General features: G+C 59.1%; 14 protein-coding genes. 4 read left to right on the forward strand and 10 right to left on the reverse strand.

The annotated features are described in order from the left end of the window. Positions 1-91: 91 nt before the first annotated feature. Complete coding sequence (locus ELR57_RS01250; RefSeq protein ID WP_370452176.1) at positions 92-2224, reverse strand: glycoside hydrolase family 3 N-terminal domain-containing protein; 2133 nt, start codon at positions 2222-2224, stop codon at positions 92-94. Between the two features lie 322 nt (positions 2225-2546). On the opposite strand from ELR57_RS01250, the gene ELR57_RS01255 reads away from it, so the two are divergent. From ELR57_RS01255 to ELR57_RS01265, 3 genes are all read left to right on the forward strand, one after another. Beyond that, positions 2547-3557 (forward strand): LacI family DNA-binding transcriptional regulator, encoded by a 1011-nt coding sequence (locus ELR57_RS01255; RefSeq protein WP_126956444.1) that lies wholly within the window; start codon positions 2547-2549, stop codon positions 3555-3557. After that, on the forward strand, positions 3554-6340 hold the full coding sequence (locus ELR57_RS01260) for a glycoside hydrolase family 3 C-terminal domain-containing protein (RefSeq protein WP_126956446.1): 2787 nt from the start codon (positions 3554-3556) through the stop codon (positions 6338-6340). The genes ELR57_RS01255 and ELR57_RS01260 overlap by 4 nt, the downstream gene beginning before the upstream one ends. Before the next feature lie 61 nt (positions 6341-6401). Next, positions 6402-7529 (forward strand): SGNH/GDSL hydrolase family protein, encoded by a 1128-nt coding sequence (locus tag ELR57_RS01265; protein ID WP_126956448.1) that lies wholly within the window; start codon positions 6402-6404, stop codon positions 7527-7529. Positions 7530-8235: 706 nt separating this feature from the next. Here ELR57_RS01265 and ELR57_RS01270 read toward each other — a convergent pair. Continuing rightward, the gene (locus ELR57_RS01270) at positions 8236-10491 is read right to left on the reverse strand and encodes a putative bifunctional diguanylate cyclase/phosphodiesterase (protein ID WP_158629891.1); all 2256 of its coding nucleotides are present in this window, start codon (positions 10489-10491) and stop codon (positions 8236-8238) included. Between the two features lie 473 nt (positions 10492-10964). Here ELR57_RS01270 and ELR57_RS01275 point away from each other — a divergent pair, with 473 nt between their 5' ends. Next, entirely contained in the window at positions 10965-11423 is a 459-nt protein-coding gene (locus ELR57_RS01275) for a GNAT family N-acetyltransferase (protein ID WP_126956452.1), read from the forward strand. 56 nt (positions 11424-11479) lie between these two features. On the opposite strand, the gene ELR57_RS01280 is transcribed toward ELR57_RS01275, so the two are convergent. From ELR57_RS01280 to ELR57_RS01315, 8 genes are all read right to left on the reverse strand, one after another. Next, complete coding sequence (locus tag ELR57_RS01280) at positions 11480-12403, reverse strand: aldo/keto reductase (protein ID WP_126956454.1); 924 nt, start codon at positions 12401-12403, stop codon at positions 11480-11482. 200 nt (positions 12404-12603) lie between these two features. Continuing rightward, positions 12604-14097, reverse strand: a complete 1494-nt coding sequence (gene glpK, locus ELR57_RS01285; RefSeq protein ID WP_126956456.1) for a glycerol kinase GlpK — start codon at positions 14095-14097, stop codon at positions 12604-12606. Positions 14098-14394: 297 nt separating this feature from the next. Next, on the reverse strand, positions 14395-15441 hold the full coding sequence (locus tag ELR57_RS01290) for an LLM class flavin-dependent oxidoreductase (RefSeq protein WP_126956873.1): 1047 nt from the start codon (positions 15439-15441) through the stop codon (positions 14395-14397). A 258-nt stretch (positions 15442-15699) separates the two neighbouring features. Beyond that, a complete protein-coding gene (locus tag ELR57_RS01295) occupies positions 15700-16371 on the reverse strand; it encodes a lysoplasmalogenase (RefSeq protein ID WP_126956458.1) in 672 nt (223 codons plus the stop codon). Positions 16372-16393: 22 nt separating this feature from the next. Continuing rightward, positions 16394-16672 (reverse strand): GNAT family N-acetyltransferase, encoded by a 279-nt coding sequence (locus tag ELR57_RS01300; RefSeq protein ID WP_126956461.1) that lies wholly within the window; start codon positions 16670-16672, stop codon positions 16394-16396. Position 16673: 1 nt separating this feature from the next. Then, on the reverse strand, positions 16674-16898 hold the full coding sequence (locus tag ELR57_RS01305; RefSeq protein WP_126956463.1) for a (4Fe-4S)-binding protein: 225 nt from the start codon (positions 16896-16898) through the stop codon (positions 16674-16676). A gap of 84 nt (positions 16899-16982) precedes the next feature. Then, complete coding sequence (locus ELR57_RS01310; RefSeq protein WP_126956465.1) at positions 16983-17936, reverse strand: hypothetical protein; 954 nt, start codon at positions 17934-17936, stop codon at positions 16983-16985. Between the two features lie 21 nt (positions 17937-17957). Beyond that, positions 17958-18812 (reverse strand): AraC family transcriptional regulator, encoded by an 855-nt coding sequence (locus ELR57_RS01315; RefSeq protein WP_126956467.1) that lies wholly within the window; start codon positions 18810-18812, stop codon positions 17958-17960. Positions 18813-18886: the final 74 nt, after the last annotated feature.

Consider the following 18886-nt stretch of genomic DNA (forward strand, 5'->3'; position numbering starts at 1 on the left):
ACGGAGAGACAGCCCTCTTTCTATATAAAGAATAGGGCCGTCCCATAAGTTAATTCCTTATGGGCGGCCCCATTCTCTAGGATGCTGCCAGTTATTTAGCCAGACGGAACGGGAGAACGGCATTGTCGCGGCTGTTGGAGCCGACGAAGGCGTGGAAGGTACCCGCGTCGCTGGAGTGCGACAGATCGGAATGGTAATAGCGAAGCTGCTCCTCGCGAATCTCGAAGCGAACGACCTGGCTCTCGCCCGGCTGCAGCGTCACTTGACGGTAATCCTTGAGCTCCTTCACCGGACGCACGACTTCGCCGGAGAGGTCGCGCACGTAAAGCTGCACGGTCTCGACGCCGGCGGTGCTGCCCGCGTTGGTCACGCGAACGGTGACGGTCAGCGGCCGGTCCGGGGTCATCGTGTCCGACGACAGTTCGGCCTGGCCGTATTCGAAGGCGGTATAGCTAAGTCCGAAGCCGAAAGGCAGCAGCGGCTCGTTCGGGATGTCGAGGTACTGCGACACATAACGGACCTGCGCATCCGGAGCGCCTTGCGGCCGTCCGGTATTGAAGGCGTTGTAGTAGACCGGTACCTGGCCGACGCTGAACGGGAACGACATCGTCAGGCGTCCGGAAGGATTGACGTCGCCGAAGAGCAGGTCGGCGATCGCGAGCCCTCCCTCGGAGCCTGGGAACCAGGCTTCCAGTACGGCGTTCGCTTCCTCGAAGACGCCGTGCAGGTCGAGCGGACGGCCGTTGAACAGCACCGCCGCGAACGGCTTGCCCAACCGCCGGACGCGGCGGATCAGCTCGAGCTGTGCTTCCGGCAAGCGGATGTCCGCCCGGCAGCCGGCTTCTCCGCTCATGTCGGAGTTCTCGCCGAGCGCCAGCACGATCGCGTCGGCGTTGCGAGCCGCTTCGACGGCTTCCGCCAGTTGCTCTTCCGTCACGCTCTCGATGCCGCATCCGTCGGCAACGGTCAGGCTTGCCGGATCGGACAGCTTGCCGCGGATCGCTTCGGACAGCCGGACAACGGCATCCGAAGAACCGGTCCAGGACCATGGGCCGAGCAGGTCGCCGCTACGGGAGAACGGCCCGATGACCGCAATGCGCTGGGAAGGTTTAAGCGGCAGGAGGCCGTCGTTCTTCAAGAGCACGCTGGACTTGCGCGCCAGTTCTCTCGCCGCCTCGCGATGCTCGGCGCTGAACACGATCTCCTTCTCGCGCTCCGGATCGGCGGCGCGGTACGGATTGTCGAACAGCCCGAGCTTCTCCTTAAGCTGAAGGATACGCAGCACAGCTTCGTCGAGAAGGGCCTCTTCCACTTCGCCCTTGCCGATCAGATCGGCCAAGTGGTGCGTATAGCAAGCGGTCATCATCTCGATGTCGACTCCGGCCTTTAACGACTTGAGAGCCGCTTCCGCCTCGTCCGCGGCGACGCCGTGGGGAATAAGCTCCTTCACCGCGCCCCAGTCGGAGATAAGGACGCCGTCGAAGCCCCATTCTTCCCGCAGAAGGTTGCGCATCAGCTTGGCATTGCCGGTGGAAGGGACGCCTTCCACGGTATTGAAGGACGTCATGACCATCTCGCAGCCTTCGTCGAGAGCAGCCTTGTAGGCAGGCAGATAGAACTCCCGAAGCTGGCGCTCGGACAAGTCGACCGTGTTGTAATCCCGGCCGGCTTCGGCCGCGCCGTAAGCCGCGAAGTGCTTCACGCAAGCGGCGACGCGGTCGGGATCGCCGGCCAGATCGGCTCCTTGGAAGCCGCGGACGAAGGCTCTTCCGAACTCCGCGTTCAGGTAAGGATCCTCTCCCGTCGATTCCATGACCCGGCCCCAACGAGGGTCGCGGACAAGATCGACCATCGGCGCGAAGGTGACGTGGACGCCGGATACGGCCGCTTCCTTGGCGGCGATCTCCGCGCTTCGTTCCGCGAGCTCCAGATCCCAGGAGCAACCGATCGCGAGCGGCACCGGGAAGATGGTCTTGAAGCCATGGACGATATCGGCCATCATCAGCAGGGGAATGCCGAGCCGGTTCCTCTCGAGATGCGCTCGCTGGACGTTGATCGTCTCCTGCGCGCCGGCCATGCCAAGCACCGATCCGGCGTTATGGACCGTCTGCTCCGTAATTCCGAGCGAGGCCATCGGCCCGGTGATCTGGCCGGCATCGGAAGCTCCTTCGAAGAAGGGGACGGCAAGCTGGATCAGCTGATCGACCTTCTCCTCCAGCGTCATTCGCGCAAGATACTCTTGCGGGGTAAGCTTCTCCCGAGCAGCGCCGGGAGCGGGCGTATTGGTATTGGACATCGGTTAATCCCTTCTTTCCATCTCGATCGGATCATTTCTGTCGAAACGTTTCTACGATGATTATAAATCTGCCTCCCCATCCCGTCAAACGCTCATTTTAGTTGCTATTTATGCGATTTTGCATTAAATTTAAACAATCGGAACTTAGAAAAACGATTTCCAAGAAGAAAGGAAAACGCTTTACTAGGATTGTAGAAACGTTTCAGCAATAGAGGGGTTCATCCTCTCTAGCGCAAGGAGGTGAGCTTACGTGATCAGCATCAAGGATATCGCGAAGAGGGCCGGCGTCTCGATCTCGACCGTTTCCTATGCGTTGAACGGAAGCGACAGGATTACGAGAGAGACGGCGGAACGCATTCTGGCTTTGGCCGACGAGATGGGGTATGTCCCGCACGGAGCGGCGCGGAGGCTCAAGAAGCGGGAATCGATGCTCATCGGGATGTACCTGACGAATTATGGCGGCCATTTCTACGGGAATCTGCTTCAGGGAGTAAAGGACGAGCTCAGCCGGAGAGGATATGACCTGATCGTGTGCAGCGGCAGCCGCTCGCATCGGCTGATCCCGGAGAGAACGTTCGACGGCGCCATCGTTCTCGACGCGGATTTTACCGATGAGGAACTGCTCCAATTCGCGGACCGAGGCCACCGGCTGGTCGTGCTGGACCGGGAGCTGATGCATCCTAACATCAATCAGGTGCTTCTGGACAATAAGGCTGGAGCGACGTTAGCCATGGAATACCTCATCGATCAAGGCCTTGAACGGATCTATGTCGTCGGGGGGCCGGAAGGCTCTTACGACGCCTGGCAGCGCATGCGCGCCGTTCAGCAGGCGGCGGACCGCGTGCCGGAAGTCGAAGTCACGCTGCTTCCGGGCACTTTCCACAAGAATGCGGGATATGAGGCGGGAGCCCGAATCGAAGAGGATTACGATCGTCCCGCGGGCGTCTTCTGCTTGAATGACGAGATGGCCATCGGCTTGTACGAGTACCTGGAGACCCGCACTTCGCTTCGGATCGGCGAGCACATCCGATTGGTCGGCTTCGATAACATCGAGCTGGGCCAGTACATTCGTCCGAGGCTCGCCACGATCGATTATTCGATGACGAAGTGGGGCGCCCTCGCCGCCGAACAGATGATGAAGATGATCGCCGGAGAGCCGGTGGAGACGGAGCGGGTCTACGTTCGATTGATCGAAGGAGGCTCGGTCAAGCACGTCTCGGATGCCAAGGAAAACCAACTACCTAAGGAGGAATTGCAATGAGCGCATCTTTGATCGGAGTACCATTGGAAGGCTTCGCGGAATTCAGCCGGACGGCAGCCGCGCAAGGGGCGGTCCTGCTCAAGAACGAGAACCGGGCTCTTCCGCTGCAGTCGGGGGACCGCGTCGCTATTTTCGGACGGATTCAAGTGAATTACTACCGCAGCGGCACCGGCTCCGGAGGGAGCGTCCACGTTGCCTATACGACCAACCTGCTGGACGGCTTGCGCGGCAAGAAGAGCATTGCCGTCGACGAAGAGCTGGCGGCGGTGTACGAGAAATGGATCGAGGAGAATCCGTTCGACAACGGAGGAGGCGGATGGGCGGCCGAGCCTTGGCACCAGAAGGAGATGCCGCTCACCGATGACCTCGTCGCGGCGGCGAGAGGCCGGTCGAACAAAGCGATCGTCGTCATCGGGCGCACGGCCGGAGAAGATCAGGACAACGCCGACAAGCCGGGAAGCTATCAGCTTACGCCGGAAGAGAAAGCGATGCTGAAGCAGGTGACGGCGCGCTTCGACCGGACGATCGTCGTGCTGAACGTGTCCAATATCATCGACATGAGCTGGCTGAACGAAGACTATGTTCACCCGATCTCTTCCGTCATCTATTCTTGGCACGGAGGCATGGAAGGCGGCAACGCGATCGCCGACGTTCTCGCCGGAGAGGTAACCCCAAGCGGCAAGCTGACCGATACGATCGCCTTCTCCATCGACGATTATCCATCCACTCGCAACTACGGGCACGAGCATACGAGCCTGTATCAAGAGGACATTTATGTCGGTTACCGTTATTTCGAGACGTTCTGCCCGGACCGGGTGCAATTCGAGTTCGGCTTCGGCCTCTCGTATACGACCTTCCGGGTCGAGCCGGAACCTGCTCGGCTCGTGCTGAGCGAGCAAGGAGAAGAAATCCTTGAACTGGACGCAACGGTTACGAATACGGGAACCGTCTATGCCGGCCAAGAGGTCGTACAGGTTTATTACGAAGCGCCGCAGGGCGTTCTGGGCAAGCCGGCGAGAGCATTGGCCGCGTTCGGCAAGACCAAGAGGCTTGAGCCGGGAGAGTCTCAACGGCTCACCGTCAGCTTCCCTGTCCGTTCGATGGCTTCGTATGACGATGCCGGAGCGACGGGACACCGTTCCGCCTACGTGCTCGAAGCGGGAACCTATCGCCTCTATGCGGGAACCAGCGTCAAGCGGCTGACCGGGGTCGGCGTGGCCGGAGAAGACGGGTACATCGTGAATTCCCTTCGCGTCGTGGCACAGCTGGAAGAGGCGATGGCGCCGACGCAAGGCCTATCGAGAATGAAGCCGGGCGCCCGCAAGGACGATGGCACGTACGAGCTCATCTACGAAGAGGCGCCGACTCGCCAAGTGTCGATGGCGGATCGGATCAAGAGCCGCTTGCCGAAGACGCTCGAGCAGACGGGGGACCGGGGCTATAAGCTCAAGGATGTCAAGGAAGGCCGCATCGGCATGGAGGCGTTCATCGCCCAACTGGGCGATGAGGAGCTGGCGACGATCGTCCGGGGAGAGGGAATGAGCAGCCCGCTCGTGACCTCGGGCACGGCGTCGGCCTTCGGCGGGGTGAGCGACGGCTTGCTCAAGCTTGGAATCCCGGTAGCCAGCACGGCGGACGGGCCGTCGGGGATTCGGATGGACAGCGGAGAGAAGGCGACCCAGGTGTCGATCGGCACCCTTCTGGCGGCGACATGGGATACCGAGCTCGTCGAGCGGTTGTATGTCATGGAAGGTCAGGAACTCCTCCGCAACCAGATCGACACCTTGCTCGGCCCAGGCATGAACATTCGCAGGAGCCCGCTCAACGGGCGCAACTTCGAGTATTTCTCGGAGGATCCGTTCCTATCGGGCGTATTCGCCGCGGCTTGCACGAGAGGCATTCAACGAGGCGGCTCCAACGCAACCTTGAAGCACTTCGCCTGCAACAACCAGGAGCAGTACCGCACCAAGGTGAACGCGGTCGTCTCCGAACGCGCGCTGCGCGAGATTTACCTGAGAGGCTTCGAGATCGCCGTCAAGCAGGGAGGCGCGAATTCGATCATGACCTCCTACAACCCGATCAACGGGCACTGGGCGGCCTCGAATTACGACCTGAACACGACGATCCTTCGCGGCGAATGGGGCTTCCGCGGCATCGTCATGACCGACTGGTGGGCCGTCATGAACGATTGCGTCACGGGCGGGGCGCCGGACCGCAAGTACACGAACGCCATGGTTCGCGCGCAGAACGACCTTTACATGGTCGTCACCAACTACGGCGCGGAGATCAACGCTTATGAGGACAATACGCTTGAATCGCTGGATGCCGGCACGTTGACAAGAGGCGAGCTGCAGCGCTCCGCCGCGAACATCTGCGAGTTCATCATGAACGCGCCGGTCTTCTCCAGGGATCAAGCGATCCAAGAGACGGTCGAGAGGTTCAAGGCGGATCCTTCCCTGGATCCGGCGGGGGCTCAGCTCCTGTCGGAAAACGCGCAAGTCCAGCCTTCCGAGTCGGGTGCCGTTCGGATTCGTGCCGAACACGCGGGACCCTACCGGCTGATCGTGAGCATCATGTCCGCGGAATCGGAGCTGGCCCAGAGCGCCTGCAACGTCTTGCTGAACGATAAGGTGCTGACGACCGTTCAGACGAACGGCACGGAAGGCAAGTGGATCAAGCAGAGGCTGGTTAAGGTCGAGCTGGAGGCCGGCGTGTATGAGCTGAAGCTGGCGACGATCAAGCCGGGCCTTCGGATCGATTGGATCGAGTTCAAGCGGGTCTAGCCTGAAGAGGGATTGACCCGGCGCGCCCCGCGGAGATACTCTTGATAGGGAGGATGATACGGTGAGCGCGAACGAGAAGTTAATCCATTATGAGTTATCCGAGATAGAGAACGTGAAGATTCACGGCAGAACCGCGGGCGGCCGGTCGCCGCTGGCGTTATTCTGGACGGGCAGCGCCGTCGAATTCAACGCGAGGGGCTCCGAACTGTGGATCGAGATCGAGGGCGACTACGACCAGTACGAGCCTTGGATCAGCATTCTGATCAATTCGGCTCCGGTCGGCCGCCAGATGGTGCAGAAGGGCAAGAGCTGGGTGTGCGTCTTCCGCGGGATGAACGCGGAAGTCGTCAAGAACGTGCGGATCGTCAAGGACGTTCAGGCGATGAGCGGCGACCCGAGCCATTCCCTGCGGATCCACGGCGCGAAGTTCGACGGGGAGTTCCTTCCGGTGGAAGATAAGCCGCGCAGGATCGAATTCATCGGGGACAGCATCACGTCCGGCGAAGGCGCCATCGGGGCGAAGCCGGAGGAAGACTGGATCCCGATGTGGTTCAGCGCGATCGATAATTATGCGTATCGGACGGCAGCGGCGCTGAATGCGGATTACCGGGTGCTCTCGCAGAGCGGTTGGGGCGTCATGACCAGCTGGGATAACGTTCCGCGCAACAATCTGCCGGACTATTACGAGCAGGTATGCGGACTGTTGACTGGGGAGAAGAACGCGGCGCTCGGCGCGCACGAGAACCATGACTTCGCGGCTTGGCAGCCGGATGTCGTGGTCGTGAACCTCGGGACGAACGACGGAGGGGCGTTCTTCAACGCGGCTTGGACGGATCCGGCGACCGGGCGAGTCTACAAGCAGCGCCTGAACGAGGACGGCAGCTTCAACGAGGAGGATCTGAACGCCTTCGAGGAAGCCGCCCGGAATTTCCTGACGAAGCTCCGAAGGAACAACCCGCAGGCGCACATCGTCTGGGCATACGGAATGCTCGGCATTCCGATGATGCCGGCGATCCACCGCGCGGTTAGCGAATACGTCAGGGCGTCCGGGGACCGGAAGGTGTCGGTGTTCCAGCTTCCGGACATGACGGAGGAGACCGTGGGGGCCAGATGGCACCCGGGAAAGCAAGCCCACGAGAGAGCCGCGGCGGAGCTGACGGGGTATCTACGGGGTCTTCTGGATCGATAACGAACAACAAGAGGAGCTGTCCCGAAGTCATCCGACTTAAGGGCAGCTCCTCTTATTGCGTTTGCGATCCGTCTCACCCGCGACTAACTCCGTTTCAAGTTGCGTACAACGTGCCGAATTAGTCTCACCCGCGACTAACTCCATTTCAAGTTGCGCGCCACGCGCCGAATTGGTCTCACCCGCGACTAACTCCGTTTCAAGTTGCGTACAACGTGCCGAATTAGTCTCACCCGAGACTAACTCCGTTTCAAGTTGCGTACAACGTGCCGAATTGGTCTCACCCGAGACTAACTCCGTTTCAAGTTGCGTACAACGTGCCGAATTAGTCACACCCGAGACTAACTCCATTTCAAGTTGCGCGCCACGCGCCGAATTGGTCTCATCCGAGACTAACTCTGCATCAAGCTGCGCACCGCGCGCCGAATTGGTCTCACCCGAGACTAACTCCGTTTCAAGTTGCGTACAACGTGCCGAATTAGTCTCACCCGAGAATAACTCTGCATCAAGCTGCGCGCTGCGTGCCGAATTAGTCCCACCCGGGACTAACTCCGTTTCAAGTTGCGCGCCACGCACCGAATTAGTCACACCCGAGACTAACTCCATATTGTTGAGTAGCGGCAAACGCTAGAGGCAGGCCGCACTTGTCGAGATTCGTCATCTATTGGTCCTCTGCCTACAGCGAAATTAATTAGCCTTCATCGGCGCTTCAATTCCCTTGCTCCCTGCTCTCCCTTGCCTCCGCCAGCAGCAGAGCTTCGATCTGGTCGGCCGGCTGCGGCTTGTGGAAAATAAACCCCTGAATCTCCTGGCAGTTGTTGCCCCTCAGGAACTCCAGCTGCTCGTTGGTTTCCACCCCCTCCGCGATAACCGTCAGGTTGAGCCGGTCCGCGATCTGCAGCATGGCGACGATGATCGCCTCGTCCTTGCGGTCCCGGGCGATCCCGCTGACGAAGGAGCGATCGATCTTGATCTTGTCGACCGGCAGCTTCTTCAAGTAATTCAGGGAAGAATATTGTACCCCGAAGTCATCGATCGAGAGCGTGAAGCCCTTATCCTTCAGCTCCAGCAGAACGGGCTGCAGATCGTCCTTCATCGCCATCATCTCGGTAATCTCCAGCTCTAGGCAGCATGGGCTGAGCCCGTATTCCGCGACAATCTCCGTCAGGCGGACCGCGAAGTCCCTCTGCGAGAACTGACGGGCGGACAAGTTGATGGCGATTCGCACCGGCGGCAGACCGGCGTCCTGCCAGGCCCTGCTCTGGGCGCAGACGAGATGCAGCACCTTCTCGCTAATCGGAAGGATCAGCCCGGTCTCCTCGGCGATCGGAATGAACCGGTTCGGAGGAATCAGGCCTTTCTTCGGATGCTGCCAGCGGATGAGGGCTTCCAGGCCGATGATCCTGCCGGAGCCGGCTTCGACCTGCGGCTGATAATGCATGCAGATTTCTTGCTTCTCCAGGGCGCGGCGAAGATAGCTCGCGATCTCGATGGCTTCCTCCGAGCTCGGATCCAGCGTTACATCGTAGAACCGGTATTGATTCTTGCCCTCCTCCTTGGCGCGGTACATGGCGATGTCGGCATTGCGGACTAGCTCGGCGCCGTTCCGGGCATGATCGGGATACAAGGCGATTCCGATGCTGGCCGTAATGAAGTACTCCGCTTCCCGCAGCACGAACGGTTGAGCGAAGAGATCGCACACCCGCTGGGCGAAGCGTTCGACCTGCCCGGCATTCTCAAAGCTCGGCAGGAGAATCGAGAATTCGTCGCCGCCGATGCGGAACAAAGTCTGCTCTTCCTCCAGTATGGCGCTCAATCGGCTGCCGACTTCCCGAAGCAGCTGGTCTCCGGAGCTGTGTCCTAGCGTATCGTTTATCATTTTGAACTGATCCATGTCCAAGTAGAGCAAGGCTAGCTTGGACGCCGACTCCTGCCGCTCTTGCCGTTCTAGCCGTTCCTGGTCCCAGACCGTTAGGGCTTCGTTGAACGCGGATCGGTTGCGCAAGCTGGTTACTACGTCCTGATAGGCCGTTGCCGCAAGCTCCCGGTAGGTGATCTCCAATTGCTTGTTCGCGGCCTCGAGGTTGTGGGTGCGTTCCTCGACAAGCTTCTTGAGCCTAGCTTTCTGGGTGAATTGAGAATAGAGGAAGAACAGAATCAGCAGGATGGAGCACCAGCCTATCGTCTGGACGAGGCGAATCTTGGACGCGATGGAATCGAGACGGGCAGCGCTCGGCACGGCCGCCATCTCCCATTGGCCTTCCGGCAGCTTGACGGTCTCACGGAGCGGAGGGTTGTCGAAGCGCTCGGAAATGCCGAGCAGAATCTGCCCGTTGGCCCGCACGGCGAATTCGATCCCCTTGTTCCGATCGTATAAGTCGGCCTCCTTCAGAATGGAAGGGATATCCAGAACGACGGACACGAAGCCCCAGAAGCGCCCTTCCAGGTAAATCGGTTCTCTGGACAGGAGACCTTGTCCGCCCTGGGCCAACTCGATAGGGCCGAGCACCGTCATTCGGCCCGCCAGTCGGGTGCGCTCGGCGTTCTCCCTTACGGAATGGTCTTTGTGCCGGAATAGATTAAGGCCAAGCATGGCCTCGTTGCCTTCCTTGGGGTAGACCATGGTCGAGATGCCGTCCGGATAAACCGAGAAGTTACGGATACCCGGTATGTCCTTCATGAAGTTGGAGGCGAACGTCTCGAAGCGGGCCGGTTCGACGGAGCCGGAATGAGCGAGCTCTTCCACGGCGAAGGCCTTCAAGCCTTTGGCAAGGTCCAGCTTGCTCCCGATCGCGGAGGCAAGGGCGGAGGCATGCGCCTTCAGCTCGAAGGAGGCGTCGCTATAGATTTCCTTGGTCAGCCGTTCCTTGTAGGAATGGGTGAACAGCACGACGACCGAGTCCAGGAGCAGCGCCGCGCCGGCCAGGAAGATCCACAGCCCGATGGAAGCTTTATAGGAATGCATTGCAAACAGATGACGTCTCGCCAATCTTCTCATAGGGCACCCGATGTTAGTGAGATGTGAGATGGAGGTAACGGAAACAGATTATCGGAAAATTGTTAGAAATGTACTGGGAAACATTTAGCATTTGCTAATTTTGGTACGATCCGTCCTTTGTCCTAATAATTCGACAAAAAACGGCATTTTCCTTTGCCGAGCTCATGCTTGGCCGCGAACGGCCCGGGATAGAATTAGGAGGCTCTAAGGAGGGGGGGGGTGAGGAAAAGAAACGGCTTAATCGATCGGGTGCAAACGCTTGATTAGAAAAATCGGGCCGGTGGCGTCTACGATGAATTCGTAGTCCAATGAATCCCTCTATTATGGATGTTGTGGATGGGAATAGAGCTTTTCCTATACTATACCATATTGTTGATCTCGCCTCGGAAGCTGTCGTATACTATCGTTAATTGATTCGGAGAGAGAGAAGGGATGGGAGCATGGAGATCAAGGTTGACGATCTGCGGGGACCGGAAGTGGCGGCTTTACTGGAAGAGCATCTTCGAAGCATGCACGAGACTTCCCCGCCGGAGAGCGTGCACGCCCTCGATTTGGACGGCCTTCGGAAGCCGGAGATCACCTTCTGGAGCGCATGGATCGACGGAGACTTGGCTGGATGCGGCGCGATTAAAGAGCTGGATCCCCGGCATGGCGAGCTCAAGTCGATGCGAACCGCAACCCCTCATCTGCGCAAGGGAGTCGCGAGAGCCATTTTGAATCACATTATCGGCGAGGCGAAGCGGCGGGGCTATACCCGGCTTAGCCTGGAGACCGGCTCGATGGAAGCGTTCCTGCCTGCCGTTCGGCTGTATGAGAGCTTCGGCTTCCGGGAGTGCGGGCCGTTCGCGAACTACACGGACGATCCGTACAGCAAGTACATGACCATGGAATTGCGCTAAGAAGTGACAAGAAGAAGGGCTCCCTGCCGTCAGGGAGCCCTTCTTCTTGAGATAGCTTACGGAAGAACGTTGCCGGCCGCGCGGAAGATCTCGTACCATTCCTCGCGGGTGAGACGGATGTCGGCCGCCCTGCAGCAATCCTTCAGCCGCTGGACGTTCATCGTACCGGTAACCGGCTGCATGTTGGCCGGATGGCGAAGCAGCCAGGCGATGGCGATCGTCGTGCCCGACACCTCGTACTTGGCCGCGATCTCGTCGATCTTCTTATTCAATTCCGGGAACTTCTCGCTGCCGAGGAACACGCCCTCGAAGAAGCCGTATTGGAACGGAGACCATGGCTGGATGGTGATGTCGTTCAGGCGGCAGTAATCGAGAATGCTGCCGTCGCGGTTTACCGCGGACGCATTCTCCATGTTCACGTTGAAGCCTTGGGAGATCATCGTCGCGTTGGTGATGCTAAGCTGCAGCTGATTCGCGATAAGCGGCTGCTTCACGAACTTCTTCAGCAGTTGAATCTGCATCGGGTTCTGGTTGGATACGCCGAAGTGGCGCACCTTGCCCGATTGCTCCAACTGATCGAACGCTTCCGCCACTTCCTCCGGCTCGACGAGCGTATCCGGACGGTGCAGCAGCAGAACGTCCAGATAGTCGGTGCGAAGGCGCTTCAGGATGCCGTCGACCGATGCCAGAATATGCTCCTTGGAGAAGTCGAACATGCCCTTGTCGGGACGGATGCCGCACTTCGATTGAAGGATGATCTTCTCGCGAACGGAAGGGCTCATTTGAATGGCGTCCGCGAAGATTTCCTCGCAGGCGCCGGTGCCGTAAATGTCCGCGTGATCGAAGAAATTCGCTCCTTCCTCCAAGGCCGTCTGAACGAATTGCTCCGCTTGCTTTTTATCCAGGGAATTGATCCGCATACAGCCGACGGCTACGACAGGAACCTCCAGATTGCTTGTGCCCAGCTTGATCGTCTTCATCTCGATATGTACCTCCGATCGTATAAGTAAGCGCATTCCTAGCGATTCTATTGTGACATAGGAGAGCAAGAGATTCAAACGCCGCTCTGCATAGATTATCTTAAAGGTCTAGATCGGGAAACGGGCAGCCCATTCGTACTTCCCGGGAGAATACACGAAGAATATCGTTCCGTTCATTTTGCTTTATCGATTCCGGATCATTATTCGGCGAAAGCAATGGCCGCTTTGACCGCTCGCAGCCAGCCGGAGTACAGCCTGGAGCGTTCCTCTTCCGCCATGGAAGGCTGGAACTCGCGTTCCACCTTGCGCAAGCGAAGGAGTTCGTCCCTGGAACTCCAGTAGCCGACCGCAAGACCGGCTAGATAAGCGGCGCCAAGGGCGGTCGATTCGTTCGTCTCCGGTCTCTTGACCGAGACGTTCAGAAGATCGCTCTGGAATTGCATAAGGAAGTTGTTCCTCACCGCTCCGCCATCGACGGCGAGACGGGTCAGATGGACGCCGGAGTCGCGCTCCATCGCCTTAAGCACGTCCTTGGTCTGATACGCCAGCGATTCCAAGGCGGCCCGGACGAGCTGAGCCCTCGTCGTTCCCCGGGTCAGGCCGAACATCGAGCCGCGGACGTCGCTGTTCCAATGAGGGGTTCCCAAGCCGACGAACGCGGGCACGAAGTAGACGCCATCGGTAGACTGCGCCTTCTCGGCGATCGCTTCGGACTTGGCCGCGTCGTCGAAGAACTCCAATTCGTCGCGGAGCCACTGGATAGCGGCTCCGGCAACGAACACGCTGCCTTCGAGCGCGTATTCGACCTTGCCGTCGAGCTCCCACGCAATCGTCGTCAGCAGTCCCGAATGCGACTCGACGGCTTCCGTTCCGGTGTTCATCAGCATGAAGCATCCGGTTCCATACGTATTCTTGACGGTTCCCGGCTCGTAGCAGCCTTGTCCGAACAGGGCTGCTTGCTGGTCTCCCGCCGCTCCCGCGATCGGAATCGAGACTCCCCCGAAGAGCGAAGGCTCCGTTCCTCCGTAAATCTCGGAAGAGGAGCGAACTTCTGGCAGCATCGAGAGAGGGACTCCCAAGAGGCCGAGCAGCTCCTCGTCCCATTTGCGTTCATAGATGTTGTACATCAACGTTCGGGAAGCGTTCGATCCGTCCGTGATATGCAGCTTCCCCGCGGTCAGCTTCCAGATCAGCCAGCTGTCGACGGTGCCGAACAGCAGCTCTCCGCGATCCGCTTGTTCCCGTGCGCCTTCGACGGTCTCCAGAATCCAGGCCAGCTTGCTTCCCGAGAAGTACGGATCGATGCGCAGGCCGGTCTTCGCCCGAATGAGTCTCTCATGGCCGCCCTGCCGCAGCCGCTCGCAGATCTCCTCCGTCTGGCGGGACTGCCAGACGATCGCGGAATAGATCGGCTCGCCCGTCCTCTTGTTCCATACGACGGTCGTCTCTCGCTGATTCGTGATGCCGATGCCGGCGATCTCTTCCGCCGTGATGGACGTCGTCTTCAGGACCCGGGAGATAACGTCCTCCGCCGATTGCCAGATTCGCTCCGCATCGCCCTCGACCCACCCGGGGTGAGGGTAGCTCAGCTCGATCGGCTGCTGCTCCATCGCGACAATTGAGCCTTGCCGATCGACGAGCAGCGCCCGAGTGCTAGTCGTGCCTTGATCCAACGCCAATACATATCGTCCCACGCGAAGTCTCCTCCCCTGCGCAGCCTTCCTGCCCGGAAGCGCCAAGCCATGTCTCTGCCACGCCGATCAAAAAAGTCCACCCGTCTTCCTGTCCCGAGAGAACAAGCGAACGAGGTGGAACCTTGCGACCGATCGTATGGTTAACTAGTGCTCATTATATTCGGTATCTCATGTAAGCGTCAACAAAGCCCGCAGTTGGCGATTTCGTTCGCAATGGGCATAATAAAGCAGCCCGGAGCGTTATTATCGCTTCGGGCTGCTTGCAAGTCATTCCTTCAGATTCCGCTTAATCGTCGGTTAAGCTTCCAACCGGGCGATCTCCTTGCGAACGATAGGCGCAACCTTCGTCCCGAGCAGCTCGATAGCATGCATGACCTCTTCGCGCGGCATGGAGCCGACATCGAGGTGCAGGAAGAAGCGGGTCAGGCCGAGCTGCTTGCGCAGGTTGACGATCTTCTCGGCGACGAATTCCGGATCGCCGACATAGAGCGCTCCGCGGATATCGCGCGAGGCGTCGTAGGAAGCGCGGCTCATCGGAGGCCAGCCTCGTTCGCGGCCGATCATGTTCATCTGCGACTGATTGTAAGGGAAGAACGTGTCCGCAGCGAGCTGTGTCGTATCGGCGACGAAGCCATGGGAGTGAGAGGCGATCTGCAGCTTGCTCGGATCGTGTCCGGCCTTGGCGGCGGCGCGCTTGTACAGCTCGACGAGCGGCGCGAAGCGCTCCGGCATTCCCCCGATGATCGCGAAGACGATCGGCAAGCCGAGCATTCCCGCCCTCACGGCGGATTCCGGGTTGCCGCCGCTGGCGATCCAGACCGGGAGCGGCTCTTGAACGGCCCGCGGATAGACGCCCTTGCCCACGATCGCCGGCCGATGCTTGCTTCCCGGCCAATTGACCTTCTCCTGCTCGCGAATCTTCAGCAGCAGCTCCAGCTTCTCGTCGAACAGATCGTCGTAATCGTTCAGGTCGTAGCCGAACAGCGGGAACGATTCGATGAACGAGCCTCTTCCGGCCATGATCTCGGCACGGCCGTCGGACAGGCCGTCGACCGTGGAGAACGCTTGATAGACGCGCACCGGATCGTTAGAGGATAATACGGTGACGGCGCTCGACAGCCGAATTCTCTTCGTGAGCGGGGCGGCTGCGGCCAAGACGAGCTCGGGAGCCGAAGCGGCATAATCCGCGCGGTGGTGCTCCCCGATACCATAAACATCAAGGCCGACTTGTTCGGCCAGAACGATCTCTTCTACGGCCCGGCGCAGTCTCTCCGCGTGGCTGACCTTCTCCCCGGTCAACGGGTGGGGGGTCGTCTCCAGGAATGTGCTGATTCCAATCTCCATAACAGGTGTATGTTCGCCCATTGGGGTTCCCTCCTTTGATATGGCCTCATTATACTATAAAAAATAATGTTACACAACAAAATAAAGTTTAGTGAGCAAATTCGGTTTTTCAATCGTTCCGACTGCATTGTCCCGCTTAGTGTTCCCCGTTGTCTAGACAATCAGGCGACGCGCAAAAAAGCCGCCCGTTGGCCGGAGAGAGACCGGATGGGCGGCTTTGATCTGATGGGCTGCGATAATTCATCGGTTAACGGCCGGCTAGCCGAAAGAAGGATTCTGGCGCTCCGAAGCCTGCGGCTTCGCGAGCGGAGTCTTTATGCTGCTCGCAATCAGCCATTGGGCAGCGTAATAGGTCAGCATAATCAGAGGTCCGGAAAAACGGACGTCCGAGACGAACATGTTCCAGGAGAGGATCGAATCCGAAGCCAGGAACAACAGCGAGCCTGCGATCGCGAACCGGTTGCCGTTCGCCAGGGCGGACACGCTCATGGTGAAAATAGCCGCTACATAGAAAAGAACGGGAGCGATCAGGTAGCCGTCATTCGAATCAAGCAAGCCTTGGACCAGCCTCGCGGCGATGTAGACCGCATAAACCAGCATGGGCAGCATGACGATAAGCTTGGCCCGGGTCATTCGTCTCTGCCGGAGAAAATAACTCAGGTAGAAGAGGTGTCCGATCAGGAATGCGGATAAGCCGATGACGAACCAGCGCAGGGTGGCGTCTCCGATCATGCAGAAAAGCAGGCCGAGCAGCAGCCGCTTATGGCTGCGAAGCTCGCCGGCCGGCGCATGCAGGCAGGCGTAGCACAGGATAAGAACCATCGGGATCAGCTTGAAGAGCAGCTTGATCGGCTCGGGATCGTCCGGAATAAGAAAGATGTAGAGCAACCCCATCGCAGGGATGAGAAAGGGAAGGGTACGGCGGAACATGAATGGGTAGCCTCCAATTGGCTTATCTCGCCCAGACGTCTTGATAGTTCTCGACTCTCTGGAATTGCGCTTTGGCGAACGGGCAGAGCGGAACGATCTTTACGCCTTCTTCCCGCGCCAGCTCGACAACCTTCTGGACAAGCCGTTGCCCGATCCCTTGACCGCGGAGCCGATCCGACACCAGGGTGTGCAGAATGACGATGGTCCCATCGCTTCGGCGGGAGAATTCGATCTCCGCGTCGCGGTCGTCGGGGTCGTTGCCGAGATAGAAGCCGTTATGGCTTCTCTGAATCTCGCTCATGTCAGGTAGCCTCCTTGCGTTCATATCGCAGAGCGCCGCTTGGACAGCGGTCGATTAACTTGGCGATGAGGTCGGCGGATTCGGCATCCGCGAGCACCCAAGGCCGACGACGAACATCGAATACTTGCGGCAGTCCTCGAACGCAGACGCCGGAGTGCGCGCATCTCTCGGAGTCGAACAGAATGTCGATCTCCTTCCCGGTATAACGCTTGACTTCGGAATTCATCCGCAACCACCCTCCCTTTTCCTGCAGGCAATCAGAGTATGGAAGCCGTTCTTATCTCAATTCGCGATTTAGCCCCATATTCCTCTATGTAGAAACGGAGTTCGACAACAAACTTGCCAGCCGATCCCCGCGCAGCAAGAGGTTAACCTGTTCCTCCGTATCGCTCGCAGCCGTCCGAAGCTCTTGGGCAATGGAGCGTTGATACTCAAGCAGACGAAGAGGGCAGTCCTCGATCGAGACGAGCTTCTCCCCGAGCTCTTCCGCCAGTCCGGCCAACCGGCCGATCCCGTCCCGGTGGTAGATCGCTCGCTGGACCGCTCGCGTATCGAGAACCGTCTCGTCCGAGGCGTTCAGCAGCTCCCGAGTCAAGGTCAGGAAGGCGTTGCCGTCCGGCTCCGCCAGATCGTCCCGCCAATCCGACAAGTCGTCGGCCAACTGCAACGTGGCTAACGCCAGGTCAATCGCTTCATCCATATCCGGAATTCGCTCATCGAGTCCGGCTTCCAGCAGGAGCGCCGCAGCGCACAGCTTGATAGGAGCCGCCTTCGCGGCGAGCGCCCGGTAGTTCCTTGGATCGGATCGTTCCTCCGCTTCCCGCGACATGGCCGCAGCCCACTGCTCCATGTATCCCCGGAGATGTGCCCAAATCGGCGATTCCGCTCCGAACCTTGCCAGATAAAGCCGAAGGTACAGGCTCTGCAGCAGCTGCCCGAGCGGAATGACGCGACGCCGCTCTTCATCCGTCCAACCCGCATCGTCGTCTATCGCATCGTCCAGCACGAAGAAATGCAGCATCATATAGAGATTGCCGACCGCCAGATCCCGGCACGACTCGACCGGCGCGTTCAGCTTCTCTCCTACCCAATAAGGGAGGAGATAGCTGATCAGATTCGCTTTTCCCCCATTAAGAAGAGGGTTGCTGCGATTCAGAAGGAGTCGCGCGTGGACGTCTAGCCCTGCGGGCATCGTTCGGACCTCCTCTTCCGCCAAGGCGTATATCCGTTCCAGCTCGCTCCGGTACCGCTCGATCATCTTCATCTATTCCCGCTCCTCGTCGCTTTATTCCGACTTCCAGTATTGCTTGGGCGTCTTGCCGTAGAATCGCTTGAATAAACGAATGAAGTAGCTGGTCTCCATGCCGAGCTGCTGGGCTGCCTGCTCGACCGTAATGCCAGGCTGATCCTGGCGGAGCTGAATGGCGCGGCGCATTCTCAGCTGCAGCACGTATTGGTTCGGGGAGACCCCGTAATGCTGGACGAACAATCGGTGAAAATGCTGGGGGGAGTATCCGGCGGCTCTCGCGATGTTCGATACGGAGAGGCGATCCTGATAATGGTCGTGGATGAGCCTCACCGCCGCCTGCAGCGCGTCGTTCGCCGGGTCTTGCGGATAAATCCGGTTTCTCTTCGGACTGCGGGCGGTCGTCTGATCCTTCCGGATGGACAGAAGCAAGCCATAGAGCTGCTTGGACGACTCCCAATAGGCTTGCTCGCCGTTCAGGCTGATGTTGTGCCAGATCGCTTCGAGCTGGCTCCACAGCCCATGGAAGTCGTTCGCGGCGATAGCAACGTTCAAGAGAGAAGAGAGCTGTCCCATGACGGAGCCGGCCGCATCCCCGTCGAAAGCGACGAAGCCCAGATCCCACTCCTCCGCCGAATCGTCCGGCGCATAGACGTGAGGAACTCCCGAAGGAAGGATCAGCAGCGAGCCCGGCGGCATGGCGATCTCCTTCGCCTTCGAGTTCCGACCCTCAAGCCGGAACGTTCCCCGACCGCCCCGGGAGAAGAAGATTTGGTGGAAGGGGTATCCGTTGGGGCGGTCAATCCGCTTCTGATCATGGCTGCCGACGACACAGACATATAGGGGGAGCAGCTGCTCCGAGGCGGCGAAGTCGGCGATCAGAAAGGGCATCATCGGTCTTTTTCCTCCATGTTCGAAAAGTGCGATTTTCTGAGTCGATTATGCTATGAGTATAAGGGACAACTGTC

It is taken from the genome of Cohnella sp. AR92, assembly GCF_003990975.1.
Taxonomy (GTDB): Bacteria; Bacillota; Bacilli; order Paenibacillales; family Paenibacillaceae; genus Cohnella.

Coding starts and splice junctions, on each gene's coding strand:
- ELR57_RS01250 (WP_370452176.1), bottom strand. CDS start 2,224: ATGACGCTGGAGGAGAAGGTCGATCAGCTGATCCAGCTTGCCGTCCCC.
- ELR57_RS01260 (WP_126956446.1), top strand. CDS start 3,554: ATGAGCGCATCTTTGATCGGAGTACCATTGGAAGGCTTCGCGGAATTC.
- ELR57_RS01270 (WP_158629891.1), bottom strand. CDS start 10,491: ATGCATTCCTATAAAGCTTCCATCGGGCTGTGGATCTTCCTGGCCGGC.
- ELR57_RS01275 (WP_126956452.1), top strand. CDS start 10,965: ATGGAGATCAAGGTTGACGATCTGCGGGGACCGGAAGTGGCGGCTTTA.
- ELR57_RS01280 (WP_126956454.1), bottom strand. CDS start 12,403: ATGAAGACGATCAAGCTGGGCACAAGCAATCTGGAGGTTCCTGTCGTA.
- ELR57_RS01290 (WP_126956873.1), bottom strand. CDS start 15,441: ATGGAGATTGGAATCAGCACATTCCTGGAGACGACCCCCCACCCGTTG.
- ELR57_RS01295 (WP_126956458.1), bottom strand. CDS start 16,371: ATGTTCCGCCGTACCCTTCCCTTTCTCATCCCTGCGATGGGGTTGCTC.
- ELR57_RS01300 (WP_126956461.1), bottom strand. CDS start 16,672: ATGAGCGAGATTCAGAGAAGCCATAACGGCTTCTATCTCGGCAACGAC.
- ELR57_RS01305 (WP_126956463.1), bottom strand. CDS start 16,898: ATGAATTCCGAAGTCAAGCGTTATACCGGGAAGGAGATCGACATTCTG.
- ELR57_RS01310 (WP_126956465.1), bottom strand. CDS start 17,936: ATGAAGATGATCGAGCGGTACCGGAGCGAGCTGGAACGGATATACGCC.
- ELR57_RS01315 (WP_126956467.1), bottom strand. CDS start 18,812: ATGATGCCCTTTCTGATCGCCGACTTCGCCGCCTCGGAGCAGCTGCTC.